This window comes from Marinobacter sp. 3-2, from assembly GCF_003751355.1.
Classification (GTDB): Bacteria; Pseudomonadota; Gammaproteobacteria; order Pseudomonadales; family Oleiphilaceae; genus Marinobacter; species Marinobacter adhaerens.
Genome location: NZ_RJUQ01000013.1, coordinates 474,274 through 499,922 on the forward strand (window position 1 = coordinate 474,274; position 25,649 = coordinate 499,922).

General features: G+C 56.5%; 19 protein-coding genes and 1 tRNA gene. 16 read left to right on the forward strand and 4 right to left on the reverse strand.

Features of this window, described 5'->3' with window-relative positions; translation table 11 throughout:
• Window positions 1–35: 35 nt before the first annotated feature.
• The 7 genes from fmt (at window position 36) to EDB94_RS09640 (ending at window position 7,587) form a co-directional block, all read left to right on the forward strand.
• Window positions 36–971: a methionyl-tRNA formyltransferase gene (gene fmt / locus EDB94_RS09610; RefSeq protein WP_108018558.1), complete on the forward strand. Its 936-nt coding sequence runs from the start codon at window positions 36–38 to the stop codon at window positions 969–971.
• 1 nt (window position 972) lies between these two features.
• Window positions 973–2,274, forward strand: a complete 1,302-nt coding sequence (gene rsmB, locus EDB94_RS09615; protein ID WP_053113429.1) for a 16S rRNA (cytosine(967)-C(5))-methyltransferase RsmB — start codon at window positions 973–975, stop codon at window positions 2,272–2,274.
• Window positions 2,271–3,674, forward strand: a complete 1,404-nt coding sequence (gene trkA / locus EDB94_RS09620; protein ID WP_008176663.1) for a Trk system potassium transporter TrkA — start codon at window positions 2,271–2,273, stop codon at window positions 3,672–3,674. Before rsmB ends, trkA begins: the two co-directional genes overlap by 4 nt.
• Window positions 3,675–3,779: 105 nt before the next feature.
• The gene (glyQ, locus tag EDB94_RS09625; RefSeq protein WP_041645858.1) at window positions 3,780–4,805 is read left to right on the forward strand and encodes a glycine--tRNA ligase subunit alpha; all 1,026 of its coding nucleotides are present in this window, start codon (window positions 3,780–3,782) and stop codon (window positions 4,803–4,805) included.
• Window positions 4,806–4,807: 2 nt separating this feature from the next.
• Complete coding sequence (gene glyS, locus EDB94_RS09630; protein ID WP_108018218.1) at window positions 4,808–6,889, forward strand: glycine--tRNA ligase subunit beta; 2,082 nt, start codon at window positions 4,808–4,810, stop codon at window positions 6,887–6,889.
• A 28-nt stretch (window positions 6,890–6,917) separates the two neighbouring features.
• On the forward strand, window positions 6,918–7,475 hold the full coding sequence (gene gmhB, locus EDB94_RS09635) for a D-glycero-beta-D-manno-heptose 1,7-bisphosphate 7-phosphatase (RefSeq protein WP_014578870.1): 558 nt from the start codon (window positions 6,918–6,920) through the stop codon (window positions 7,473–7,475).
• Window positions 7,476–7,510: 35 nt separating this feature from the next.
• Window positions 7,511–7,587: transfer RNA gene (locus EDB94_RS09640), tRNA-Pro, on the forward strand.
• 26 nt (window positions 7,588–7,613) lie between these two features.
• Here the strand turns inward: EDB94_RS09640 and EDB94_RS09645 are convergent.
• Window positions 7,614–8,978: an OmpP1/FadL family transporter gene (locus EDB94_RS09645; protein ID WP_108018219.1), complete on the reverse strand. Its 1,365-nt coding sequence runs from the start codon at window positions 8,976–8,978 to the stop codon at window positions 7,614–7,616.
• Window positions 8,979–9,607: 629 nt separating this feature from the next.
• On the opposite strand from EDB94_RS09645, the gene EDB94_RS09650 reads away from it, so the two are divergent.
• Window positions 9,608–11,560 (forward strand): 7TM diverse intracellular signaling domain-containing protein, encoded by a 1,953-nt coding sequence (locus tag EDB94_RS09650; RefSeq protein WP_181259028.1) that lies wholly within the window; start codon window positions 9,608–9,610, stop codon window positions 11,558–11,560.
• A 20-nt stretch (window positions 11,561–11,580) separates the two neighbouring features.
• Here EDB94_RS09650 and EDB94_RS09655 read toward each other — a convergent pair whose 3' ends face one another.
• Window positions 11,581–13,134, reverse strand: a complete 1,554-nt coding sequence (locus tag EDB94_RS09655; RefSeq protein ID WP_108018221.1) for a phospholipase D family protein — start codon at window positions 13,132–13,134, stop codon at window positions 11,581–11,583.
• Between the two features lie 244 nt (window positions 13,135–13,378).
• Between EDB94_RS09655 and EDB94_RS09660 the strand changes: the two genes are divergently transcribed.
• Both EDB94_RS09660 and EDB94_RS09665 read left to right on the forward strand, forming a co-directional pair.
• Window positions 13,379–14,005 (forward strand): peroxiredoxin, encoded by a 627-nt coding sequence (locus EDB94_RS09660; RefSeq protein WP_014578868.1) that lies wholly within the window; start codon window positions 13,379–13,381, stop codon window positions 14,003–14,005.
• A 66-nt stretch (window positions 14,006–14,071) separates the two neighbouring features.
• Window positions 14,072–14,617 carry a rhodanese-like domain-containing protein gene (locus tag EDB94_RS09665; RefSeq protein WP_227510506.1) on the forward strand — a complete coding sequence of 182 codons (546 nt, stop codon included), beginning with the start codon at window positions 14,072–14,074 and terminating at the stop codon, window positions 14,615–14,617.
• Window positions 14,618–14,662: 45 nt separating this feature from the next.
• On the opposite strand, the gene EDB94_RS09670 is transcribed toward EDB94_RS09665, so the two are convergent.
• Window positions 14,663–15,106 carry a hypothetical protein gene (locus tag EDB94_RS09670; RefSeq protein ID WP_014578866.1) on the reverse strand — a complete coding sequence of 148 codons (444 nt, stop codon included), beginning with the start codon at window positions 15,104–15,106 and terminating at the stop codon, window positions 14,663–14,665.
• Between the two features lie 166 nt (window positions 15,107–15,272).
• A complete protein-coding gene (locus EDB94_RS09675) occupies window positions 15,273–16,181 on the reverse strand; it encodes an MBL fold metallo-hydrolase (protein WP_108018223.1) in 909 nt (302 codons plus the stop codon).
• Window positions 16,182–16,462: 281 nt separating this feature from the next.
• Between EDB94_RS09675 and EDB94_RS09680 the strand changes: the two genes are divergently transcribed.
• The 6 genes from EDB94_RS09680 (at window position 16,463) to EDB94_RS09705 (ending at window position 25,623) form a co-directional block, all read left to right on the forward strand.
• The gene (locus tag EDB94_RS09680) at window positions 16,463–17,731 is read left to right on the forward strand and encodes an FAD/NAD(P)-binding oxidoreductase (protein WP_108018224.1); all 1,269 of its coding nucleotides are present in this window, start codon (window positions 16,463–16,465) and stop codon (window positions 17,729–17,731) included.
• Between the two features lie 135 nt (window positions 17,732–17,866).
• Window positions 17,867–19,420 (forward strand): PAS domain-containing methyl-accepting chemotaxis protein, encoded by a 1,554-nt coding sequence (locus EDB94_RS09685; RefSeq protein WP_108018225.1) that lies wholly within the window; start codon window positions 17,867–17,869, stop codon window positions 19,418–19,420.
• 22 nt (window positions 19,421–19,442) lie between these two features.
• Window positions 19,443–21,497, forward strand: coding sequence for an EAL domain-containing protein (locus tag EDB94_RS09690; protein ID WP_108018226.1), 2,055 nt, complete (start codon window positions 19,443–19,445; stop codon window positions 21,495–21,497).
• A 9-nt stretch (window positions 21,498–21,506) separates the two neighbouring features.
• Window positions 21,507–23,873, forward strand: coding sequence for an EAL domain-containing protein (locus tag EDB94_RS09695; protein WP_108018227.1), 2,367 nt, complete (start codon window positions 21,507–21,509; stop codon window positions 23,871–23,873).
• A 33-nt stretch (window positions 23,874–23,906) separates the two neighbouring features.
• The gene (locus tag EDB94_RS09700) at window positions 23,907–25,196 is read left to right on the forward strand and encodes a sensor domain-containing diguanylate cyclase (protein WP_108018228.1); all 1,290 of its coding nucleotides are present in this window, start codon (window positions 23,907–23,909) and stop codon (window positions 25,194–25,196) included.
• A gap of 55 nt (window positions 25,197–25,251) precedes the next feature.
• Window positions 25,252–25,623 carry a VOC family protein gene (locus EDB94_RS09705; protein WP_108018229.1) on the forward strand — a complete coding sequence of 124 codons (372 nt, stop codon included), beginning with the start codon at window positions 25,252–25,254 and terminating at the stop codon, window positions 25,621–25,623.
• Window positions 25,624–25,649 lie beyond the last annotated feature (26 nt).

Here is a 25,649-nt window from a genome sequence, read left to right on the forward strand (position 1 = left end):
CTTTTCGTATACAACGGAACAGAGATCACAACACCGTGCGACTTGTTTTTGCTGGAACACCGGATTTTGCGGCCACCGCGCTCCGCGCCCTGATTGCAGCCGGCCACACCATAGTTGGCGTTTACTCCCAGCCGGATCGTCCCGCCGGCCGTGGCCGGAAGCTGCAGCCCAGCCCGGTCAAGCAGGTGGCGCTGGATCACGGGATCCCGGTCTTCCAGCCCGAAACACTGAAAACGCCCGACGCCCAGAAGCAATTGGCCGATCTGAATCCGGACGTGATGATTGTCGCGGCCTACGGTCTGATCCTGCCGAAGGCGGTCCTGGACATTCCAACCCACGGCTGCCTGAACATCCACGCCTCTCTGCTACCACGTTGGCGCGGCGCCGCACCTATCCAGCGGGCCATAGCGGCAGGCGATGCGGAAACCGGCATCACCATCATGCAGATGGACGAGGGCCTGGATACCGGGGCCATGCTGTTGAAATCCCTGACCGCCATCAAGGACAACGACACCGGCGGCAGTCTCCATGACCGCCTGGCTGAACTCGGTGGCCAGGCCATCGTCAAGGCCCTGGAGCTTCTTCAGAAGGGCGAACTCACCGGGGAATCCCAGAACGACCAGCTGGCCTGCTACGCCAGCAAACTGAGCAAGACCGAAGGCCATATTGACTGGGCCGCAGATGCCATAGCGATTGAACGGCTGGTTCGCGCCTTTAACCCCTGGCCCGGAACCTACACCGATCTGGGTGACCAACGCATCCGGATTCACGAAGCCCAGGCCCTGGTTACCGCCAGCGACGCTTTCCCCGGCACCGTAGTACAACGGGACCGGGACGGGATCGACATTGCCTGCGGCAACGGCACCCTGCGCATCACCCGTCTCCAGCTGCCGGGCTCCCGCGCCCAGAGCGTGAACGACCTGATCAATGGCGGCAAGGAACTGCTCATGCCCGGCCAGGAGCTGCGCTGAGATGGGCGACCGACAACACCCCATGCGCGCCATCGCCGCGGGTGTGATGCTTTCCGTGGAGAATGGCCAGTCCCTGTCCCAGTGCCTGCCGCCCGCACTGAACCGCCTGCCCGCCAATGAACGCCCGGTTCTCCAGGCGCTCTGTTACGGCACCTGCCGCTGGTTTTATCGCCTGGACGGCGAGCTCAACAGCCGGCTGAAAAAACCTCTGCGCAAGCCCGACCGCATCATTCATCACCTGATGCTGGTTGCCCTGTTCCAGTTGCGCTTCAGCCAACAGGCCAATTACGCCGTTCTCAATGAAACCGTTGAAGCCTGTCGCGCCCTGGACAAACCCCATCTGACCGGGCTGGTGAATGGTGTCCTCAGGGCCGCGGAGCGGGAAGGCGCACAAGAACCGGCAGACGATGCCGCCAGGTTCAGCCACCCGGTGTGGATGGTGGAAAAGCTCCGCCACAACTGGCCGGAAGACTGGCAGCACATTCTCGACGCCAACAATGCCCAGGCCCCCATGACCCTGCGGGTAAATGCCCTCCGTTTTGCCCGGGATGAGTATCTTGGCCTGCTGGCTGAGGCCGGCATCGAAGCAAAGGCAACGCGCTTCGCACCCCACGGCATTCAACTGGCCACTCCGGTTCCTGTCGACCGGCTGCCCTGGTTCGCCGATGGCGCTGTCAGCGTGCAGGATGAGGCCGCGCAATTGTGCACCACCCTGATGGACCTGGCGCCTGGCCAGAGGGTTCTCGATGCCTGTGCCGCTCCCGGCGGCAAAACCTGCGCGATTCTGGAGAGCTGTGGCGAGCTGGCAGAAGTGGTCGCCATCGACGAATCCGCTGATCGCCTGCCCAGGGTTCAGGAGAATCTGGACCGACTTGATCTCAACGCCACCCTGAAACAGGCGGATGCGGCTGCGACCGAACAATGGTGGGACGGCGAGGCATTCGATCGCATTCTTCTGGACGTGCCCTGCAGCGCCAGCGGCGTGATTCGCCGCCACCCTGATATCAAGTTATTGCGCCGTGAATCGGACATTACCCCCCTGGCGGCCATACAGCTCGGGTTGCTGGACGCAATGTGGGCTATCCTGAAACCCGGAGGCCGGCTGGTGTATGCCACCTGCTCGGTGTTCCCGCAGGAAAACCACCGTATAATTCAGCGGTTTTGCAAGCAGCAGACCGATGCCATTCTCGTTGAGCCGGAAGCTCAATGGGGACGCGATATGGGTGCGGGGCGGCAACTGCTCCCGGATCCGGACAGCCATGACGGCTTCTTCTACGCCGTGCTGGAGAAACCCGAACCATGAAAATCCTGATTCTCGGTGCCGGCCAGGTCGGCGGTACCCTTGCCGAAAACCTAGCCAACGAAGCCAACGACATCACCATTATCGACAGCGATGGTGCCCGATTGCGCGAATTGCAGGACCGGCTCGACATCCGCACCGTTCAGGGCGCGGCGTCCTATCCCACGGCACTGCGACAGGCCGGGGCCGAAGACGCCGACATGCTGATTGCCGTCACCAACAGTGACGAGACAAATATGGTCGCCTGCCAGGTGGCCAAACTGCTGTACAAGACCCCGACCACCATATGCCGGGTACGAGCCAACGCCTATCTGGCGAAATCCGAACTTTTCTACCAGCGCGACCAGACCAAGGACCTCGACAGCCTGCGGGGTTTTCCCATTGATGTTCTGATCAGCCCCGAACACCTGGTGACCAAACACATCACCCGGTTGATCGAGAACCCCGGCGCCCTCCAGGTACTGGAGTTTTCCAAGGGCCTGACCCGCCTTGTCGCCATCCGTGCCACCAAGGGTGGCCCGCTGGTGGGCCATGAGCTGTCTTACCTGCGCACCCACATGCCCAAGATCGATACCCGGGTGGCGGCCATCTTCCGCAAAGACCGGGCGATCATGCCCGAGGGCAACACGGTGATTGAAGACGGGGACGAGGTGTTCTTCATTGCCGCCGGTGACCACATCAAGTCGGTGATGAGCGAACTCCAACCCCTGGTCAAACCCTACAAGCGCATCTTCATCTGCGGGGGCGGCAATATCGGTCAGCGGCTTGCCCATACCCTCGAGAACCGGTACCAGGTCAAACTGCTGGAGCGGGACCACGAGCGCTGTGTCATGCTCTCGGAGAACCTGCGCAAGACCGTGGTGCTGGAGGGCAACGCCGCCAACAAGGATATCCTGCTGGAAGAGAACATCGAGAGTACCGATGTGTTCTGCGCAGTGACCAACGACGATGAAGCCAACATCATGGCTTCGCTTCTGGCCAAGCGCCTGGGCGCTCGCAAGGTCCTGACCCTGATAAACAATCCGGACTACGTGGACCTGATTCAGGGCGGCGACATCGATGTGGCCATCTCGCCCCAACAGACCACCATTGGCAGCCTTCTGACCCACGTTCGCCGGGGCGATGTTGTGAACGTTCACTCACTGCGCAGGGGCGCGGCAGAGGCAATCGAAGCCATTGCCCACGGGGATCACAGGTCTTCGAAAGTGGTCGGTAAACGGCTTGATGAAATCAACCTGCCAGAAGGCACCACCATCGGCGCCATCGTGCGCCGCAATGAAGTTCTGATCGCCCACGATCACCTCCGGATCCAGCCGGACGACCACGTAATCCTGTTCCTGGTGGACAAAACCCGCATCCGGGATGTGGAAAAACTCTTCCAGGTGGGTCTTACCTTCTTCTGACTTAGAAATACACAGCCAGCACGCGTATAATGCGCCTTTCTTTTTTCGGAGCGCCCCGAAGGACAACCGGGGCGCCACACACAGACTGATCAGCAGGCAACCGTCGTGACAGACAAGGCAACGAAACAGACAACTCCGGATATCGGGACCTTCCAGGGCCTTATCCTGGCTCTGCAGAATTTCTGGGCGCAGCATGGCTGCGTGGTCCTCCAGCCACTGGACATGGAAGTGGGTGCCGGCACGTTCCACCCGGCCACCTTCCTGCGTGCCATCGGGCCGGAAACCTGGAACGCCGCCTACGTTCAGCCCAGCCGCCGTCCCACCGACGGCCGTTACGGTGAGAACCCGAACCGCCTGCAGCATTACTACCAGTTCCAGGTGGTTCTGAAGCCATCACCGGACAACATCCAGGAACTGTACCTGGATTCCCTGCGGGCGCTGGGTCTGGACCCGCTCGTTCACGACATCCGGTTTGTAGAAGACAACTGGGAGTCCCCGACACTGGGCGCCTGGGGTTTGGGCTGGGAAATCTGGCTGAACGGCATGGAAGTGACCCAGTTCACCTACTTCCAGCAGGTTGGCGGCCTGGAGTGCTTCCCGGTGACCGGCGAGCTCACCTACGGGCTAGAGCGGATCGCCATGTACCTGCAGGGCGTCGACAGCGTGTACGACCTGGTCTGGACCGAGGGCCCGGACGGTGTGGTCACCTACGGTGACGTGTTCCACCAGCAGGAAGTGGAGATGTCCACCTACAACTTCGAGCACGCTGACACCGAGTTCCTGTTTCATAGCTTTGATGTTCACGAGCGGGAGAGCGCACGGCTGATCGAAGCCGGCCTGGCCCTGCCAGCCTATGAACAGGTTCTCAAGGCCTCCCATACTTTTAACCTGCTGGACGCCCGCCACGCCATCTCGGTTACCGAGCGTCAGCGCTTCATCCTGAGGGTTCGCACCCTGGCTCGTGCCGTCGCCCAGGCGTACTTCGACAGCCGTCGCTCGCTTGGCTTCCCGCTCGCTCCCGAGGCGCTGCGCAAGGAAGTCCTTGCCGCCGCTGAGGCCGCCGACGACAAGGCGAAAAGCAAGAAGGGCAAGAAAGCGAAGAAGGCACAGCAGGAACAGGGGAACGCATAACCATGGCAACACAGGATTTTCTGGTCGAACTGGGCACCGAAGAACTGCCCCCCAAGGCCCTCAAGCCGCTGTCTGACGCCTTCACCCAGGGCATTGCCCGGGGCCTGGAAGAAGCGGGCATCGAATTCGGCAAGGTTGAAGCCTTTGCCGCTCCGCGCCGCCTGGCCGTGCGCATCCGGGATCTGGCTGACTCCCAGCCGGACAAGTCGGTTGAAAAACGTGGCCCTGCCGTCAAGGCGGCCTTTGATGATGCCGGCAATCCGACCCGAGCGCTGACCGGCTTTGCCACCTCTCTGGGCGTGACCCCGGACCAGCTCGACACCCTGGAAACCGACAAGGGTGCCTGGGTGGTCTACCGCACGGTCGAGCAGGGCAAGCCCACCGTAGAGCTGATGCCGGAACTGGTGGAGCAATCCCTGGCCGGCCTGCCGATTCCCAAGCGCATGCGCTGGGGTGCCCACCGTACCGAGTTCGTGCGTCCGGTCCACTGGGTAGTAATGCTGTTCGGCAACAAGGTGATCGAGGCGCCCATCATGGGCCTGACTCCGGGCAACAAGACCCGCGGTCACCGCTTCCATTGCCCGAAATCCCTGATCGTACCTACGCCGAGTGATTACGAAGTCGTCCTCAAGCAGGAAGGCTATGTGATTGCCGATTTCGCCGAGCGCCGGGAACAGATCCGTGCCGGCGTCACCGAGCTGGCCGAGAAGGAAGCCGGTGGCAAGGCCGTCATCGATGAGGACCTGCTGGACGAAGTCACCGCACTCAACGAGTGGCCAGTGCCGTTGATGGGTCGATTCGAGGAACGGTTCCTCGAGGTTCCGGCGGAGGCCCTGATTTCCTCCATGAAGGAACACCAGAAGTACTTCCACGTGGTGGCCGCCGACGGGGAAATGCTGCCGCTGTTCATCACCGTGGCAAACATCGAAAGCAAGGACCCGTCACAGGTTGTTTCCGGTAACGAGAAAGTGATCCGGCCCCGGCTCTCCGATGCCGCGTTCTTCTACGAAACCGACCGGAAGACCAAGCTCGAGGATCGCATCGACGCCCTCAAGCCCATCGTGTTCCAGGAAAAACTGGGCAGCATCTACGACAAGTCTGTGCGCGTTGCCGCACTGGCCAAGAAAATCGCCGACGCCATCGGCAGTGATCCGGCCCTGGCCGAGCGCGCGGCCATGCTGGCGAAGACCGACCTGGTCACCGAAATGGTCCTGGAGTTCACCGACCTGCAGGGCATCATGGGCCAATACTACGCCGCCAATGACGGCGAACCGGAAGACGTGGCCAAGGCACTGAACGAACAGTACATGCCCCGTTTCGCCGGCGACGCTTTGCCAACAACCCTGACCGGCTGTGCCATTGCCATCGCGGACCGCCTGGACTCCCTGGTGGGCCTGTTCGGCATCAACCAGCCGCCATCCGGCACACGGGACCCGTTCGCCCTGCGCCGGGCCTCCCTCGGGGTGCTGCGCATTATCATCGAGCGCGAACTGCCCCTGGACCTGCAAACCTGCTGCGAGTGGGCTGAAGAGAACTTCACCGTGCTGACCGAGCAGAACACCGCCAGCACCGTGGTGGACTATATGCTGGAGCGCTTCCGTGCCTACTACGACGAGCAGGGCATTGGCGCCGAGGTCTACCTGGCCGTTCACGCCCGCCGTCCGACCCGCCCGCTGGATTTCGACCGCCGGGTAAAAGCGGTGGAAGCCTTCCGGCAGCTGCCCGAAGCGCAGGCTCTGGCCGGCGCCAACAAGCGGGTTTCGAACATCCTGACCAAACAGGGTGGCGACAGCATCGGCGAAACGGTCGACGCCAGCCTGCTGCAGGACAGCGCCGAAAAGGCCCTCGCCGAGCAGGTCGACCAACAGGCCGCGAAGGTTCTGCCACTGTTCGAGAACGGCGACTACGCCAGTGCCCTGAGCTCACTGGCCAGCCTACGTGCACCGGTGGACAACTTCTTTGATGAAGTGATGGTCATGGCCGACGACGAGGCGGTAAGGAACAACCGGCTGGCGTTGCTGAACCGCCTACGCAACCTGTTCCTGCGCGTTGCGGATATCTCCCTGCTGCCCACAGCAGGCTGAGACCGGACCAAGGGGCACCCGCACAGCGATGTTGATCATTCTCGACCGGGACGGGGTCATCAACGAGTACGATGGCAACTACATCTGCTCGGCGGATGAATGGCACCCCATTCCCGGCAGCGTTGAGGCGGTGGCCCGGCTCTGTATTGCCGGCCATCGCATTGCCATCGCCACTAACCAGTCAGGCATCGGCCGCGGCTACTACGACACCGATGAGCTGGATGCCATGCACGAGAAGCTCGAGCAGCTGGTGGAAGCCCAGGGTGGCTGCATCGACTTCATTGCCTACTGCCCCCACCACCCCGACGACCAGTGCTGCTGCCGCAAGCCACTCACCGGCCTGCTGGAGCAGATCCGCGAGCATTTTCATCTCGCCAGCCTTGAAGGGGTCATCATGGTGGGAGACAGCCGCAAGGACCTGGAAGCCGGCCACGCCGAGGGGTGTCGTCCGGTACTGGTGAGAACCGGTAATGGACTGGACACCGAACGCCATCTGGACGCCAGACCCATACCCGGCGCCGATGTCAGTATCTACGATAATCTCAGCAAATTTACGGATGCCCTTTTATCCGCCGAGGGCTGGTAAAACCAAAGCGAATCCGTATAATACCGGCCGTTGATCGGCGTGTGGCGCAGCTTGGTAGCGCACTTCGTTCGGGACGAAGGGGTCGCAGGTTCGAATCCTGCCACGCCGACCACTTTCCCGTTTTGATTCCTTCCTGTGTTAAAACTCCCGGCCTAACTGCAAGCCAGCTGTCCACGGCACCACGTCATACTCACTTTTAAATGAAGTCTGCCCCTGCAGAGGATCCGTCGTCTTATAGTCGATGGAAATATCGCCCTCATAAAAGACTCGTGCAACGAACATGTCTACCGTCCAGTCGCCTGCCAGATCGCGAATCTGTGCACCCAGAGAAACCTGGTGATAATCATCAAACGGCGTCAGTGGTGAACGCGTCTTGATGGTAAGGGGCGATTCATCAAACAAGTAGCCAGCCTTTAGTGACCATGTCGGTGCCACCTGCCAGACTGCGCCAACCCGCCACTGCCAGGTGTCTTTCCAACTCTGAACCTGCTCCTCGGATGGCTGCTCGCCGGGAAAAGCAACTGGCAACGTCTCTCGGGACACTACGGACAGGGCAGAGGCATCACTCCATTTCGCCCAGGTTGCGCCTGCAAGCAGTTTAAGCGTGGCATTCCATTGGTGAGCAAGACCGACACTCAGGCTTTGAGGAATCGTGATCGGGACTTCTATCTGCTCAGAGACAGTGGTTTGAGTCAGCCCACTGGCTGACAAAGTGGGAAACTGGTTGATCGTGCCGGTACCCTTCAGTTTGAATTCGGTGCCCGTACGGGCCGCGAGTCCAAGTGACGTTTCGGGAGTCGCCTGCCAGAGAACGCCGACGGTGAACTCCAATGCAACATCATCTCCCTCCAATGTCGCGTAGCCATCGTTCAGGGTGCCGCGAGGAAGTGAAAAACGTGATTCAATTCCACTGAAGTCAACTGGATTACGCTGCTCGGCATCGGCATAGAGTACATTGATGCTGCCACCCAGCGAGAATCCCTCGCCACTGTTCACCGAAAAGGAAGGATTCACGCCGTAGGACACCAGTTCAATTTCATCACCAATATACCGCCCTGCAAAAGCGTCGCCGTAATCGAAGCCCAGGCCGTAGGGAACGTACACTCCCAGTCCGACGTCCAGCCAGTCGTTCACTTCATGGGTAAGGTAGGCATTGGGTACTGCAAAGGTTTTAACGTGATCACCACCACCATCACCGACCACCAGGTCCCCGTTAGCACGGGTGGCTGATGTTTGCGAATCCCGACCGACGGCGTCGATCTCGAACAGGATTGCTCCGAAAGACAGATTGGTCCCGGAAAGTCCGCTCATTCCGGCAGGGTTGAAAAAGATCGTAGAAGCATTTTCCGGGTTGGCGACACTGCCTGCGTTGCTGACTGCGGAAGTACTGGCACTTTGATCACCATTGGACAGACCGCCCGCAGAAGCGACCAATGGAGTAAATACAGATACGAGGAGAACTGAACGAAATTCCTTTACAAAACCTGACCTTGAACTATACATACAGCATCCTTTTGAGTAGGCTCCGAAGTATAGTTTTCGGCGACATACCTATCAAATGAAAGTAGACAGCGGGCCTGACTATTTAACAAACGATAGAATGAATAGTGCTCCAAAAACATAAATCCTTTCGAGGGTTCACTGGCAAAACCTCTGGGTGTTTTGTGGGCGTTTAGATCAAGGAACTTTGAATGGCGAATGTTGATCGGAGATGGACCTCTCTCTTCGTAGTGATCCTTTCTTCACTTTCACTGTTACCTTTTTGCGCAGGGGCGGCAGAGCAGCAGGGATACGTGAGAGATCTGGCCCAGACGATGGAGGTATTCGAGGGCACCTGGGATCAGGAAACGCCGCCGCCAGAAGAACACGCCGCCTGGTCTCCAATCGATCATGATGTTTTTACCAGCGAGCCTCGTGAACCATTTGTATGGATCAGGGGTAAGCTTGATTCAGCAGAAACAATGGAGCAGCGCTGGCTTCTATTAAGTCCTCTTGCTTCAAGTGTCCAAGTATTCCTAGATGGTTCGCCGATTTCCCGGAATCCCGTGTCCGCGCTCGACCAGCCGCTTCAAAAGGACATTCCATTTCATCATCCTGTCTTGGAATTACCCAAAACAGAATCAGCCTCGGATATGCTTATCCGCTTCGAGGCCAACTTCCCGATAAGTACGCCCGTTAAGGTTGTGGATCAGACTGCATTGGTCCATGAGGCGGTTTTACACACTGGGCTCAGTGTAAGTCTGGCGTCCGTTATTTTTGCGCTGACGGTCTATAACCTTTTCCTCTATTTCAGTATCAGAGATCGAATCTATCTGCTCTACGTAGCAGTGGCGGTTGGCGTGTTACTTTACTCGTTGACTCTTACCAACCTGCAATCCTACCTGGGAATGAGCGAAGAACAGTTTAACTGGCTGGGCAAAACCCTTTTAATCTTGATGCCTCTGCTAAGCATTCAATTTTTTTCCAGAATCCTTCAACTCAAAACGCTGTTTCCACGGGTAGACCGGATATACAAATTCATATCAGCAATTTACCTGTGCATTTTGGTTGCAACGCCGTTTTTCACCTTCAAGACCGTAGCTTTCCTTGCGGCCTCCGTCGGGATAGTGGTTTACCTCTCGTTTGTTCCTTTTGCCGTCATCCAGGCAAAGAACAAATACAAACCTGCTTTGTATTTTCTGATTGGATGGATTCCCCTGATCATCGCTCAAAATATAACTTCACTGGAGTCACTGAATATCCTCAAAGGCAGCCCATGGGTGATGTACTACATCCCCGGAGCCATGTCCTGGGAAATGGCCCTGTTCTCACTAGCCCTGGCATCCCGCATAAAAATCCTTCGCGACGAACGGGACACCCTGCAGGCCCAGCAGATCGAAGTCAGCGAAAAAGCCCGAAAGGCTCTCGAGAGTAGCAACCGCATCAAGGATGACTTCCTGAATGCGGTCAGCCATGAATTGCGCACGCCCCTGCATACCATCCAGGGTCAGCTGGATCTGCTACGGGAGGCACCGCTTAACCGGGAGCAGAGCAACGCATTCCGTCTGATCGAGTACGCCAATCTGCGAATGACCCGGCAGGTCGGTGGCATTCTGGACTTCGTTGATGCCCAGGAAGAGAACCTGCTCAGCTCGCCCCAGGTGTTCGAGCCTCAATCCCTGTTTGACCTCCTTGAATACGAGTTCCGGGAAACCGCAAGGGCGAAACCGGTTTCCCTCGCCTTCGGCATGGAAGATTCAGTACCTGGAAAGGTCTTCATGGATGGTTTGATGCTTGAAAAGGTCCTGTACCAGCTCATCGATAATGCCGTGAAATTCACACCTGCAGGGGGCGAGGTGCTGGTTCGGGGGAGCAGACTGACAGATGATTCCGTTTTGCGGATTCTGGTATCAGACACTGGGCCTGGTATCCCGGATGCACAGAGGGAGAAAGTATTCCAGGCCTTCAGGCAGGGAGAAGCTGGCCTCACTCGGCGTTACGGCGGTGTGGGCCTGGGGTTACCCCTTGCCAGTTCTCTGGCGAATGCCCTTGGCGGCGCTATGAGAGTTCTTGAGACATCTGATCACGGCACAACGCTGGAAGTCACAGTGCCCTATGGCGATGTTCACCAGTCAGAGGACCACGACCCAGATCAGCTTAACCTTGGGGATGTGATTCAGGTCCCCAGGGTTCTTGTGGTGGAAGACGACGCCGGTAACCGGATGATTCTTCGCAAGCAGCTCGAGAAAATAGGGGTAATTTCAGAGGGGGTCCAAAACGGACTGGAAGCTGTACAAGCTGCCATGAACGAACCATGGGATATGATTATCATGGATTGCCAGATGCCAGTCATGGACGGCATAGAGGCCACCCGTGAGATCCGGCTGAAAGCCGCCGCCAACCTGGATACACCCATTATCGCGGTTACCGCCAACGCCAGTGAAAGCTATCGGCTCCAGTGTCTCGAGGCCGGCATGGATGACTACTGCACCAAGCCGCTGCGAATGGATAAGCTGCAACGACTTGTTACTCACTATGCAGAACACCGTGTCTTCACAAGAGTACGTGAGCAACGAGGACTCAAGGATTCGCTGATAGATTCATGAGAGTAATCGGGCATCCAGGATTACAGCAACGGCTCCACGGGCAACAACGAGAACAGATAAACCAATGCCCGTTTGAAAGGGCCGGTATTCGGCTCATGGTAGTGCTCGATCGTTTCTGCACCCGTGAACTCCAGCCACCGGAGATCGCCGTCTTCATCCAGCACAACCTCATAAGCCGCCAGTCTGACTTTCTCGGGAAAGGCGGATTCCAGTGCGGTCGCCAGCTCCGGGCTCTTGATCAGAAAACCCAGCTCGGTGTTCAGATTCGCTGAACGGGGGTCGAAATTGAAGGAACCAACGAAAAGCGACTGACCATCTACGGCAAAGGTTTTGGCGTGAAGGCTGGCGGCGGAGCTGCCGATAACACCAGTGGTCGGTTTCTCATCTGCGCTCTCATACTTGAATTTGCGCAGCTCGAACAATTCGACACCCGCCTGTAACAGGGCCTCCCGGTATTTCGCGTAGCCTGAATGCACAAGGGCTACATCGTTGGCCTCCAGGGAATTGGTCAGTATCCGCACCTCCACACCGGCGTTTTCAAGCTCGCGAAACAGCTCGACGCCACGATTACCGGGGACGAAGTAGGGCGAAACCAGGGTCACTGTCTTTTCAGGTTCACCCAACGCCAGGGCCAACTGTTGGCTCAATCGACCCTGCTCTCCTTCGAGCCCCTGGGCCTTGGCAGGATCGTCGCTCACCATCTCTACCGGCGCCCAGACAAAAGAGACCTCCCGGTCCAGCAATTCCCTGAGAAAATCCGAATTCTGCAAAGCAGCCACGAAGCGCCGGGCTTCAGCATCCTGTTCGACGGAAGCAAGACTTGCTGCCATGGCATCCAGATCCTCATCATCGGTGCCTTCGAGCAACCGATCCACCGGGTACGCGGACTGACTCGCCCAGTAGCGATCAAAATCCCTGGAGACACGCTCCACGACGGGCCCGATCGCCAGAACATCCAGATCCGCGAACAGCGTACCGTCACCCACACCGAAATACTCATCGGCAATATTGCGGCCGCCAACAATGGAGGCCTGATTGTCAGCCGTGAATGACTTGTTGTGCATCCGGCGGTTCAGGCGACCAAAGTCCGTCAGAAAGCCCAACGCTCTGGAGCTGCGAATCACAAACGGATTGAACAGCCGAACCTCGACGTTGTCGTGATGATTTAACGCCGCCAGGAAATCGTCCAGGCCGGCGATGCCGTTGTCATCCAGAAGCAGCCGAACCCGAACGCCGCGTTCGGCCGCGCGATATAGCGAGTACAGAAGCAGCTTGCCGGTAATATCGTCCCGCCAGATGTAGTACTGGACATCCAGGGATCTCTCGCTGGCCTCGGCGAGCAAAGCGCGGGCAACGAAAGCGTCCAGTGGATCCTCCAGCGTTGTAATACCACTGAGATCGGGGTGGGCTTCAATCTCTCTGCCAACTGCGCTGCCAAGGCGCGTATCCGCCGTCTGCGCCTGAACGAAAGCGACAGACTGTGAGCGGTCTTTCAAGGATGGCAACGCACAACCTGCCAGCAGACCTGTGAGCAGTAGGAGTGCGAGAGGGGCGAAAGTTCGGCTTTCGATCATTTTCAAAGGGGGCCTGCGACTATGGGCACAATCTGAAGCATGCCACAGAGTAAACGCTTTATCAGGACAGAGAAGTAACCCTCACCGTAGAGCGATCTACTGCGAAAGGCCCGTCCTCAATTCGTTAAGCCTATTTGTTCTATAGATATAACTTTATTGGCTAAGAGCCTCCTGGCGGGTTATTGTTATTCCGACATCAAGAGGCAACCCGCCTCCACCAGCAAAACCCGACAGGAGATTCATCATGAGTTTATTGCTTGGCTCTACCGCCCCGAACTTCACCATCGACAGCACCGCCGGCCAGATCAACTTCCACGACTGGGCAGGTGATTCCTGGGTATTCTTCTTCAGCCACCCGGCCGACTTCACGCCGGTGTGCACCACTGAAATGGGCCGCACCGCGCAGCTGGCGAAAGAATTCGAAGCCCGCAATGTGAAGCCCCTGGGTCTTTCCACCGATACCGTGGAAGAGCACGTAAAGTGGATTGAAGACGTCAACGACACCCAGAACTGCGACCTCCAGTTCCCGATCGTTGCCGACGCTGACCACAAAGTGGCCGAGCTGTACGAAATGATCCACGCCGGTGAGAGCGAAACCGCTGCCGTGCGCAGCGTGTTCATCATCGACCCGAACAAGAAGATTCGTCTGACCATGACCTACCCAATGGCGGTCGGCCGTAACTTCGACGAGATCCTCCGGGTCATTGATGCCCTGCAAACCGGTGATGCCAACAAGGTTGCCCTGCCGGCCGACTGGCGCAAAGGAGACGACGTGATCATTCCGCCCTCCATTTCCAACGAGGAAGCCAAGGGTCTGTTCCCGCAGGGCTGGAATGAAATCCGTCCGTATCTCCGCACCACCAAGCTTTAATCCGACTCGCGGATAGATAAGGGGCCCGTCGTTCGGCGGGCCTCCCCAATGCAGGAGGAAACCATCATGAAGCATATACTGACAGCCCTGCTCGCCACTATCGCCATTGCCTTCAGCGCCCAGGCGGAAGAGGCACTTTCCCTCACCCCACAGCAAACCTATGACATGGTTCAGGAGCAGGGAGACCAACTCCTGTTTGTGGATGTCCGGGATCCGGTTGAAATCATGTTTATCGGCTTCACCGATGTGGTCGACAAGAATATCCCGTTCAAACTCGCCGATCGCTCGACTTTCCTTGATGACAAGGGTCGGTTTGCCATGAACACCAATCCGGAGTTCGCTTCACAGGTAGAGGAAGCCCTGAAAGAAAAAGGCCTGACCAAGGATGATCTGGTCATTACCATGTGCCGCTCCGGGTCCAGCCGTGGCAAGCCAAGCGCGGAATACCTTCTAGAGCGCGGCTTCACCAATGTGAAGTACATTGACCACGGTTTCCAGGGAAGTGGCGCCAAAGAAGGCAAGAAGAAAGGCATGAGAATTGTAAATGGCTGGCAGAATGACGGCCTGCCATGGTCCATGACGCTGAACGCCGACAAGATCTATCGTCCTTGAGTCAGATGTAAACGCCCGGGGTCACTGGACACCGGGCTTGCAAACTCAGAAAGTGAACGTACGCATCTTCGGGTTGAGCATCTGGCCGGCCATTTCCGGCGGCATGGCAACGCCCACGCCGTCAATCAGATCGTCCTTGCCGTAGTCGCTGTTCGGAAGATACAGCGCACAGACCTTCGCCTCACCACCATTTTTCAACAGACCGCGCAGCATCTGCCCCGGAGTCACATCTTTGGGTTTGAGGGCGGGCGCTTCGTAGGACTTAAGTGCCAGGTCACCGGCTTTGTCGCACAGAAGCACGTTTACCTTGGCGCCCTGCTGGGCCATGGTGTTCGAAAGCACCATCGCCATGCCCTGTGTCTGCAGCGAATCGCTGGACAGGATCACCAGCACTTCTTCAACACCCCCTTTATGACTGTCGGCTTGAACGCTGAACGGTACGGCTGCAATCACCGCAGCCGCGGCGATGGCCTTGATTGACTTGATCATGGGAAAAGCTCCTTTTTGGTGGATCGAATAACTTCGAAACCAATGTATCCGGCCAGGGAGTGGCCTTCAGTGACAAAGTCACTCAACTCTGCCCAGCAGCTCTTCACCCACAAAAAAGCCGGGCTTTGTCGGCCCGGCAAAGGGGTTGTGTGCTCGCTCTCCCGGGTTATTCCCAGGCAGCACCCTCGAGTGCGTCCAATGGAATCTTCAGATACCGTTTGCCGTTGGCTTCCGGCTCGGGAAGGCGTCCACCCCGGGTGTTGACCTGCAGCGCATGCAGAATCAATTTCGGCATCGGCAACTCGCTGTCACGGGTGTTCCGAAGCTCCACATACTCGGCTTCGGAGGTTTCAGCCAGGTGCTTGTTCGCCTGCTTCTGCTCGCCAACGGTGCTTTCCCATTCAGGTTCACGACCACCGGGCATGTAATCATGACCGGTGAACAGGCGGGTCTCGTCCGGCAGGGCCAGAATGGCCTGGATGGAATCCCATAGCTGATGGGCGTCTCCCCCGGGGAAGTCCGCGCGGGCAGTGCCGAAATCCGGTTGGAAAATGGTGTCGTGCACGAACGCAGCGTCGCCGGTCACATAGGTAACAGAAGCCAGGGTATGGCCGGGCGAAAACATCACACGGCCCTGAAGGTTGCCAACCCGGAACTCGTCCCCGGCCCGGAACAAATGGTCCCACTGTGAACCGTCAGCAGGAAAATCGGGCCAGTTATAGATGCCTTTCCAAAGTTCCTGAACTCCGGTCACATAACCACCGATTGCGGTTGGAGCGCCCGTCTGCTCTTTCAGGTACTGGGCTGCCGAGAAATGATCGGCGTGGGGATGCGTGTCGAGGATCCACTGAACTTCAAAGCCCTGTTCACGAATAAATGCCAGGAGTTCATCTGCGTGGTGCGTCGCCGTTGCGCCGGACTTTTCATCGTAATCGAGCACTGGATCAATGATCGCACACTGCTTTGTTTCCGGATCACTAACCACGTACTGGACACTGAACGTTCTTGGATCGAAAAACCCGGCCACATTCGGTGTGCCGGCGTGTTTTGCCGGTGATTGCTTAAACGTTCTCATAAGTGCGTCCTCCTCTGAATTGAAAACGCGTGATTGCTTACTTTAGTTATTAGAATATAGCTATAGGTTTTACTCTTCCAATTGCGAACACCCATGAAGGCAATGCACAAAAGCTTTCGAATAATCCCAATTCATTAGGTTTTCCTAACTTTATAGCCACGCACTAGAGCTTCAGTCGGCAATATTCTTATTTAATCTAACGATAGAACCTTTTGTTTGGTACCCTTTGATATATCTCAAGCTCACTCGCACACAGCAAACAAAGACAAGAGGTTCGAGGCATGACCAGCAACACAACCACCACGGGCAGCGTCAAAACCCATACCGTCGTAATCGTGGGCGGCGGAGCGGCCGGTATATCGGTGGCATCCAGCATCCACAAACGGGATGGCAATATCGACATCGCCATTATCGAGCCGGCTACCCGGCACCACTACCAGCCCGGCTGGACCATGGTGGGTGGTGGGGTTTTCCGGCCAGAAGTCACCTCCAAGCCCATGTCAGAAGTGATGCCAAAATTCGTATCCTGGTACCAGCAACCGGTAACCGCCATCGACCAGGACAACAACCAGGTTTCTCTTGATGACGGTTCCTCCGTGGAATACAAAGCCCTGGTGCTCGCTCCCGGGCTAGAGCTGAACTGGGCCGGCATCGACGGTCTTGAGGAAGCGCTGGGCTCCAACGGGGTCACATCCAATTACCGGGAAGGCATGGCCAGCTACACCTGGGACATGGTGCAGAAGCTCAAGAAAGGCCGGGCTCTTTTCAGCCAGCCGCCAATGCCGATTAAATGTGCCGGCGCCCCTCAGAAAGCCATGTATCTGTCTGCCGATTACTGGCTCAAGCACGGCGTGCTCAACAATGTGGATATCCAGTTTCATAACGCCGGAGCCGTCTTGTTTGGTGTCGCCGATTACGTCCCGGCCCTGGAAGCCTATGTCGAAAAATACGGCATCGACCTGAATTTCCAGAGTACCCTGGTTGCGGTGAACGGACCTGCTAAAACGGCTGTGTTCCGCTCAACAGATGGCGACGGCAATACCGAAGACCGCGAGGTCAGCTTTGATATGCTGCACGCTGTGCCCCCCCAGCGGGCACCGAAGCTGATCCGGGAGTCTGCCCTGGCGAACGAGGCCGGCTGGCTGGACCTGGAAGACGACACCCTGCGCCACAAAACCTACGCCAACATCTTTGGACTTGGCGACGCGAGCGGAACCGGCAACGCAAAAACCGCTGCCGCGGTGCGCAAGCAGGCACCCGTGGTGGCTGAAAACCTCGTGGCCACGCTCCGAAACCAGCCGCTTGAAGCCGCCTACCTGGGCTATGGCTCCTGCCCGCTGACGGTCGAAAACGGCAAGATTGTGCTCGCGGAATTTGGCTATGGCGGCGTACTTCAACCCAGCTTCCCGAAATGGATCAACGATGGCACCAAAGCGACCCGGGCGGCCTGGTGGCTGAAGGCGAAACAGTTACCCACTTTGTATTGGCACGGCATGTTGAAAGGTCACGAGTGGCTTGCCAGGCCAGCAGTCCGATCCCCCCAAAAATAAGAACTCTGCCTGAAAAGCCAGATTTGCAGTATTTGTCCTTGCAATTCCAGCCCGCCCACTTTCTTTTTCGTGGCAGGCTGGCGTATCAACGACTACCTTTCGAAGTGAAAGCAGCCGGATACGCAAGGACTTACGATGAGAAAGAATCTACCTGTCACGGATAACGAAAAAACCTTTCCATCTAATCAGAAACTGATTTCCTCCACGGACCTCAAAGGGAAAATTCGACACTGCAACTCGGCGTTCGTCGAGGTCAGTGGCTTCAGCCGTGACGAACTGATAGGCCAACCCCATAACATCGTCCGGCACCCGGATATGCCTCCGGCCGCCTATGAAAACATGTGGTCTCACCTTAAAGCCGGGCAGCCCTGGATGGGCCTGGTAAAGAACCGCTGCAAAAATGGCGATTACTACTGGGTCAGCGCCTATGTCACGCCGGTCACCGAAAACGGCAAAGTAGTCGGGTATGAATCCGTCCGATCCTGTCCGGACCGACAGGATGTGGCTCGGGCGGAAAAACTCTACGCTGATATCCGTTCAGGCCATTCTGGCATTCGCTTTTGGCAGCGTTTCCAGCCGCCGACCCTCTTCCTCGCATTTGTCTTTATTGTCGCAGGGATCTTGTTTATTGCCGGCCAGAAAATGTTCTCTGAGCTCTCACTGGCTGTCGGCGTCATTATCTATGCGGGCTGGATGCATGTTGCGCGAAAACAGCTTATGGCGTCAGTCACTCAGTTACTTGAACACAGTTTCACCGATGACCTTGCTGCAAAAAGCTACACCGATGACGAATTGCCCCTGGGCAGGATCAAGGTTGCTGTCAAAGCTCAGCAGGCGCATCTGGACGCAGTTCTGACCAGACTTGAAGACTCTGCGGATGAAATGCGACTGTTTTCCGTGAAAGGCCGTGAAGTCACTTTCGAGGCGCAGGAAGCCCTCAGGCAGCAACAGGCTGAAACCGAACAGGTCGCGGCGGCCGTGCATGAGATGTCCCAGACCATCGCTGAGGTTTCTTCAAACGTTCAATCAACCGCAGAGCGGGCGGACAGCGCCAAGGAATTTGCCAACGAGGGGCGCTCCGTTGTTCGGGGAACGCGGGAAGCGATCGAGACTCTGAAGGGTTCTGTCCACAGCATCAGCGACTCCGTCGGTGAACTGTCACAACAAACCCAGCAAATAGCGTCTGCTGCAAAAATTATCGAGGAAATCGCTGAACAGACGAACCTGCTGGCTTTGAACGCTGCGATCGAAGCTGCCAGGGCCGGCGAACACGGGCGCGGTTTCGCCGTAGTCGCTGAGGAGGTTCGTGGATTGGCATCACGCACACGGAATTCCACCAGCGAGATCCACGGTATCGTCAATGCATTGATTTCCCGGTCCGAGGACGCGAACAGAAAAGCAGACGAAGGCAAGCTGTCGGCGGATGAAGGCATGGAAAAAATGCTGTCGGCAGAAAGCACACTGAATGACATCGCTGAATCGGTTACCAATATCGCCGAAATGGCACTGCAGATGGCGGCGGCCGTTGAGGAGCAGGCTCAGGTATCGGATCAGATCAACGAACAGGTGGAAAAAATTTCGGATCTGGCATCCAACAACTTGTCGAAAGGTGAGGAGTCCACCGACTGTGTAAAAAACATTGAACAGATTGCCAACGATTTGCACGAACTGGTCGTAAGGTTCAAATAGCCAAGGGTTAAGGCATCACAGTATGAGCAAGCAAGACCTGGCATCGGCGCTGATGGATGCAGCGGTTGACGCCATCATTGTTATCAATGACAAGGGAATCATTGAGCAGTTTTCCGAATCTGCCAGAGCCCTGTTCGGATACGCCCCCGAGGAAGTGATCGGGCATAACGTCTCGATGCTCATGCCTTATCCGGACGCTCGTCACCACGATCGCTACATTGAGAACTACAAAAACAGTGGTGTCGGAAAAATAATTGGCATCGGTCGTGATGTGAAGGGGCAAAGAAAGGACGGCCAAACCTTTCCAATGCACCTTTCGGTTGGCGAGAGCGAATTTGCTGACCAACATCTTTTCGTCGGAATTTGCCACGACCTCAGCAATTATAAGAACGCTCTCGACAAACTGGCGGCGGCTGAAGAACGTTACCGTGAAATTGTTCAGGCGCAGAAACAGTTCATACTGCGACTCGACAGCGATTTCCGAATTACCTTTGCCAACGCGTCTTTCACCCGAGCGTTGGGAACAGAAAACACCGACATCATTGGAGCGCCAATCACGGTCTTTTTTAACGAACCTGGCCATCGTATCCGCCAACGTCTGGCGTCCCTGTTCAGTGACGAGAACACCTCTGAGGAGATTGCTGTCAAAGTCACGATGAATGGCAAGGACGGCTCGCAGACTCTTGTAGACTGGAGTTTCCGAAGAACTTCGACGCAGGGGAGCGACGAAGCCGAATTACAGGGATTTGGTATCGACGTATCCGAGCAGGAAAGGGCCCTGGAGCAGGCACACTACCTCAGAACACACGATCCTTTAACGGGTTTGCTAAACAAACAGACGCTCGTTGAAGATTGTAAGGTCTGGTTCAGGAGTGCCAGCCCCGGCGCGCTGCTTTACATCGATATAGAGCATTTCAGCCTTATCAATCAGCGCTACGGCTACGAGATTGGCGACGCCGTTTTGATCAAGCTTGCCAACCGCATAGGGCGTGCCATCCAGCGCGCAAATCATTGCGCGCGGGCAGGAGCAGACACCTTCCTTGCGGCGATCCAGGTAAGCAGCCAGGCAGACGCAGAGGCAGTAGCGGAGAGGATCATCGAATATATTTCGACACCGTTCAAACTGCGGGAAAACCAGCTCAATGTGCGGGCCACGATTGGCATCGCGATGTACCCTGAAGATTCGGAAGTCATTGAAGTTCTCCCGGAGCTGGCCGAGTCGGCCAACGGGTTCGCTCGGGACCGAAACCAGCGGATCGGGATTTTTGATTTCGAGCACCACAAAGTGCTCCACAGGCAAATCGAAATCGAACAGGGGCTCAAGGATGCTATCGAAAATCACCAACTGGCGATCTACCTCCAGCCGAAATATCGGATCAGTGATAAATCCATTGCAGGTTATGAGGCACTGGTCCGTTGGCATCATCCCAGAGAGGGTTTCATATCACCGGGCGAATTCGTCCCGATAGCTGAAAAGTCTTCGCTCGGGCTGGAGCTGGACCACTATGTGCTGGTTCGGGTGTTTGAGCTTATCGCCTCGGCCAAAGCGACTATCCGCGACTTTCCGCCTGTTGCCATCAATATAACGCCCGCGCACTTCTCACGAGTGGACTTTCACAAGCTGGTATTGGCCGGCATAGCAGATGCCAACATTCCGATTGAAAGTGTCGAGCTGGAAATTACCGAAGGGGCGGTAATGGAACGATCGGAAGAGGCCAGACAAAACCTCGATGCCCTTCGCAGCCAGGGTGTTCGCATCGCCATTGATGATTTTGGCACGGGTTACTCTTCACTGAACTATCTGCGATACCTCGGCATTGATGACCTGAAAATCGACAAAACCTTTGTTGATGAGGTGTTGACGGAAAAAGGAAAAATTATCGTCAAATCCATCATTGATATCGCGGCGGCTCACGACATTCAGGTCGTCGCAGAAGGCGTGGAAACGGCGCAGCAATTCGAACTGTTACGTGAAATGGGTTGTCATCTGTGTCAGGGCTATCTACTGTCGAAACCACTACCGGTTGACGAAGCCATTGAACTTTTTTCCCAGCAGTCGCCTGCTCAAACAAAGTGAGTCACAACCATGGACAGCAGTACCCTGGAGAAACGTCGGCTCACGGCACTTGAACGCCTGGGCATCCTGGACACGCCGCCGGAAGATCGCTTTGAAAGGCTCACACGGATTGCCCGCCAGTACTATGGCGTGAAAACCGCGCTTTTCTCGGTGCTCGATTCCGAACGACAATGGTTCAAGTCCCGTCAGGGTCTGGACGTCAATGAAACCCCTCGCTCAGTTGCTTTTTGCGATTACGCAATCCAGCAGGACAAAGCGTTTATCGTGTCGGATGCCACGAAGGATCCACGCTTTGCACAAAATCCCCTGGTGACAGGCTTCCCCCATATTCGATTCTATGCCGGCATGCCGGTGCGGGAGCCAACCGGATTCAAAATCGGCACAATCTGCATCATCGACGATAAGCCCAGGGATTTCGGCGAGTTGGATCTCGATATCCTTCGCAACCTGGCCACGATGATTGAAGACGAACTCGAGCGGACCTATCTCTCGATCGAAAATCATGAATTTGTTGAAGTGTCCCACCTGAACCGCTCGATCCAGAGGGCCCTGAACGTCTTTCTCACCAGTGACAACCAGCATGCAGCCTTCGAGCAGATGTTGAACGATCTGCTTTCGCTTACTGGCAGCCAATTCGGTTTCATCGGCGAAACCCAATTCAGGGAAAACGGCGATCCATTTCTGAAGATCGGCGCAATCACCAACATTGCCTGGAATCCAAAAACACAGGCGCTTTACCAGCAGGTTGAACGACGAGGGCTGATTTTTGATCGGCTCGATACGCTGATCGCACTTCCTATGACAACAGGAGAGGTTGTGATCTCGGACGATGTCGCCACAGATCCCCGGCGCGGAGGACTGCCCGAGGGGCATCCCAATATCGACGCCTATATCGGGATTCCCATTTTCTCAGGTGATCAACAGGTGGGGCTGGTAGGGCTGGCCAATCGCCTCGGGGGGTATAAAGCCAGGCTAGCCGAAGAGTTGGAGCCACTGCTACAAACCCTGGGGAATCTGATTGAAAGGAAGCGCCTGCATCACGAAAAACAGCAGCATCAGGAGCGCCTTGAGAAGGCAGCCAATTACGACGCCCTGACGGGTTTGCCTAACCGTCGGAGGCTCACGGAAGTCTTTACCCAGGAGCTCCATGAGGCAAACTTGCGCCAAGGCACGGTAGCACTCTGCTTCATCGACCTCGACGGTTTCAAAGCCATCAATGACCACCAGGGCCATGCCGTGGGCGACGCTGTTCTGAAGATCATTTCCGAACGTCTCAAAGCCACTATACGGCAACACGATGCCATCGGCAGGCTCGGGGGCGATGAATTCGTCGCTGTTCTCAGGGATGTCGAAGACTCAACAGTCTACAGCCGGATTCTGGAAGCTATCCGCCGGCCCATCAGCTACCAGAATGCCGTCATGAAACTGTCGGCCAGTATGGGGGTGACCGTTTATCCCGATGACGCCGAAGACCCGGATACGCTCCTTCGGCATGCCGATCAGGCTATGTATGCGGCAAAAGATTCGGGAAAAGATACCTATAGCCTATTTGATCTGGCGTCTCACTTTAATCGCAAGGAGCGAGTTCGTGTCCTCGAGCAGGTCGACGAAGCGCTGGCAAAAAAACAGTTCGAACTCTACTACCAGCCCAAGATCAACTACCGCACCGGAACGGTGGAAGGTTTTGAAGCACTGATTCGTTGGAATCACCCGGAGGAGGGACTCCTTTCCCCGGCGCGTTTTCTGGAGCACCTGGAGTTCACCGATTACGCCAGGCAGGTTGGACTGTTCGTGATGGAAAGCGCGGTCAGCGTCATCTGTGAATTCATGGACCTGGGGCTGCCTTATACCCTGAGTATCAACCTCAGTCCGTCCCACTTCCTGAGTGAACACTTCCCCGCCGATATAACGGGCATGCTGAACGAGTGCCCTCACGAGGTGCGTGACCGGCTGATCATTGAAATCCTGGAAACGACCGCATTGGACGACACCACTACCGTCATGAAGAATCTCAGTGTCTGTCGCAATACCGGTCTTTGCATCTCCCTGGATGATTTCGGAACCGGCTACTCTTCACTGAATTACTTCCGGACATTGCCGGCCCAGGAAGTGAAGATTGATAGAACCTTTGTGGGTGATCTGATAGGGAACCAGGATAACTCGATGATCGTAGAAGCTATTTTACGCCTGTCCCAGAGTTTTCAGAGGCGCACCGTGGCGGAAGGGGTGGAGACGGCCGAGCAAGAACAACGTCTCCTCGAACTTGGCTGTGATGTCGGGCAGGGCTACCGGTACAGTCCACCTCTGCCACTGGCAGAAGCGCTCGACTGGGCCAATAATTTCAATTGGGCTCGTTACCATTCGGGCCACAACTAGCCGCGAACAAGCGGCCTTCGTGTGAGGGATCACATGCACCTGACTGCAGAAACCAGGCTCAATGCCATTCTTGACGGCACCGGGGCAGGCACCTGGGAATACAACCTGGACACCGGCGAAATCATCTTTAATGAACGCTGGGCCACCATGCTGGGTTACACCCTGGAAGAGCTTTCGCCATTGTCGTTCCAGACCTGGGAAAAGCTCAGTCATCCCACCGATATCGAGTCAGCAAACCAGGCATTGACCGCGTACCTGAGCGGTGATGCCCACCAGTTTGAATGCGTGGTGCGTATGCTTCACAAGGACGGAGACTGGCGTTACATCCACACCCGCGGGACCCTGTTCAACAATGACCAGACGGCAGAAAGCCGTTGGCTGATGGGTACCCATCTGGATGTCACGGAAGAGAAAGTTTCCCAGCACCAACTGCAGCAACTTGCCGAATCCCTCCCGGGGGTCATATATACCTTTACCCTCAATAAAGATGGCAGTTTTCTCTTTCCCTATATGAGTCGCAAGGCCAAGGATTTCTATGGCGTAACGCCAGCGGAAACCCGAACCCACCCGGAACGGATGTTTGAAGCCATTCATCCAGAGGATGTTGCAAGAGTTCACGAGACCATCGAGCTTTCCCGCAAGACGCTACGCGAATGGGTTTGCGAATACCGCATTATGAAAGATGGCCAGACCCGATGGCTGCGAGGTGTTTCCCAGCCGGAGAGAAATCCGGACGGTAGCACCACTTGGCATGGCGTTATTACTGACATCGACGACCAGAAACGCCTGGAATTCCAGCTGGAAGCTCTGACGATTACCGATGAACTGACAGGGCTCTATAACCGGAGATATCTGCTCAGAAAGCTTGAGGAACTGGCGGAACAATCTGCCCGTTACGACCATCCGTTCTCATTGCTTTCCCTGGACATTGATTTCTTCAAAAGCGTCAACGATTCCTGGGGCCATCTTACCGGCGATAAGGTATTGCGCAAGGTGGCCAGCCTGATCGAAACGCGGACCCGCAAGACCGACATTGTTGCACGCACCGGAGGGGAGGAATTTATCGTTCTGATGCCTCACACCACGTTGAGTGATGCCCGGCATGTTGCCGAATCCCTACGTATCGGTATGGAGACGGAGAGCTTTCTCAGTGACGATGACACCCCTTTCAACGTTACCTTGAGTGCCGGAGTCGTATGTTGGGACCGAAGCATAAACGGTGTTCGGGAGCTGCTATCCGCATGCGACCAGTTGCTTTACCAGGCCAAACGGGCGGGCAGAAACCAGGTTGTCGTCAGCGAATTCGGCGCTGAAAAGAGCTGACAGGCGAAAAACAGCGTATTCTGGCCTTGAACAACAACCCTGATGGAGAAAAAGCATGATCGGATACGTCACCCTTGGCGTCAGTGATATGGAAAGAGCAAAGGCATTCTATGCCGATTTACTGAGCGACCAGGGAGCCAAGGTGCTTCTCGATATGGGACGCATCGCATTTATCGGCAAGAGCATGAGCGCGCCCATGCTGGTAGTTTGCGTTCCCTTCAATGAAGAGCCCAACCATCCTGGCAACGGCAACATGGTGGCTCTGCCTGCCGGTTCGAAAGAGGGCGTGGATGAAATGTACAAGAAGGCCATTGAGCTCGGCGCCACCTGCGACGGCGAGCCCGGTCAGCGAATTCCGAACCAGTTCTACGGTGCCTACGTGAAGGACCCGGACGGCAACAAGCTGGCGTTTTTCGTATTCGGTTGATTAGTTGCGGCCCTCAGACGAGGGCC

Bases quoted from the DNA above. Each gene is read 5' to 3' on its own strand.
- rsmB (WP_053113429.1), top strand. From the start codon at position 973: ATGGGCGACCGACAACACCCCATGCGCGCCATCGCCGCGGGTGTGATG.
- trkA (WP_008176663.1), top strand. From the start codon at position 2,271: ATGAAAATCCTGATTCTCGGTGCCGGCCAGGTCGGCGGTACCCTTGCC.
- glyS (WP_108018218.1), top strand. From the start codon at position 4,808: ATGGCAACACAGGATTTTCTGGTCGAACTGGGCACCGAAGAACTGCCC.
- gmhB (WP_014578870.1), top strand. From the start codon at position 6,918: ATGTTGATCATTCTCGACCGGGACGGGGTCATCAACGAGTACGATGGC.
- EDB94_RS09645 (WP_108018219.1), bottom strand. From the start codon at position 8,978: ATGTATAGTTCAAGGTCAGGTTTTGTAAAGGAATTTCGTTCAGTTCTC.
- EDB94_RS09650 (WP_181259028.1), top strand. From the start codon at position 9,608: ATGCTTATCCGCTTCGAGGCCAACTTCCCGATAAGTACGCCCGTTAAG.
- EDB94_RS09655 (WP_108018221.1), bottom strand. From the start codon at position 13,134: ATGATCGAAAGCCGAACTTTCGCCCCTCTCGCACTCCTACTGCTCACA.
- EDB94_RS09660 (WP_014578868.1), top strand. From the start codon at position 13,379: ATGAGTTTATTGCTTGGCTCTACCGCCCCGAACTTCACCATCGACAGC.
- EDB94_RS09665 (WP_227510506.1), top strand. From the start codon at position 14,072: ATGAAGCATATACTGACAGCCCTGCTCGCCACTATCGCCATTGCCTTC.
- EDB94_RS09670 (WP_014578866.1), bottom strand. From the start codon at position 15,106: ATGATCAAGTCAATCAAGGCCATCGCCGCGGCTGCGGTGATTGCAGCC.
- EDB94_RS09675 (WP_108018223.1), bottom strand. From the start codon at position 16,181: ATGAGAACGTTTAAGCAATCACCGGCAAAACACGCCGGCACACCGAAT.
- EDB94_RS09680 (WP_108018224.1), top strand. From the start codon at position 16,463: ATGACCAGCAACACAACCACCACGGGCAGCGTCAAAACCCATACCGTC.
- EDB94_RS09685 (WP_108018225.1), top strand. From the start codon at position 17,867: ATGAGAAAGAATCTACCTGTCACGGATAACGAAAAAACCTTTCCATCT.
- EDB94_RS09690 (WP_108018226.1), top strand. From the start codon at position 19,443: ATGAGCAAGCAAGACCTGGCATCGGCGCTGATGGATGCAGCGGTTGAC.
- EDB94_RS09695 (WP_108018227.1), top strand. From the start codon at position 21,507: ATGGACAGCAGTACCCTGGAGAAACGTCGGCTCACGGCACTTGAACGC.
- EDB94_RS09700 (WP_108018228.1), top strand. From the start codon at position 23,907: ATGCACCTGACTGCAGAAACCAGGCTCAATGCCATTCTTGACGGCACC.
- EDB94_RS09705 (WP_108018229.1), top strand. From the start codon at position 25,252: ATGATCGGATACGTCACCCTTGGCGTCAGTGATATGGAAAGAGCAAAG.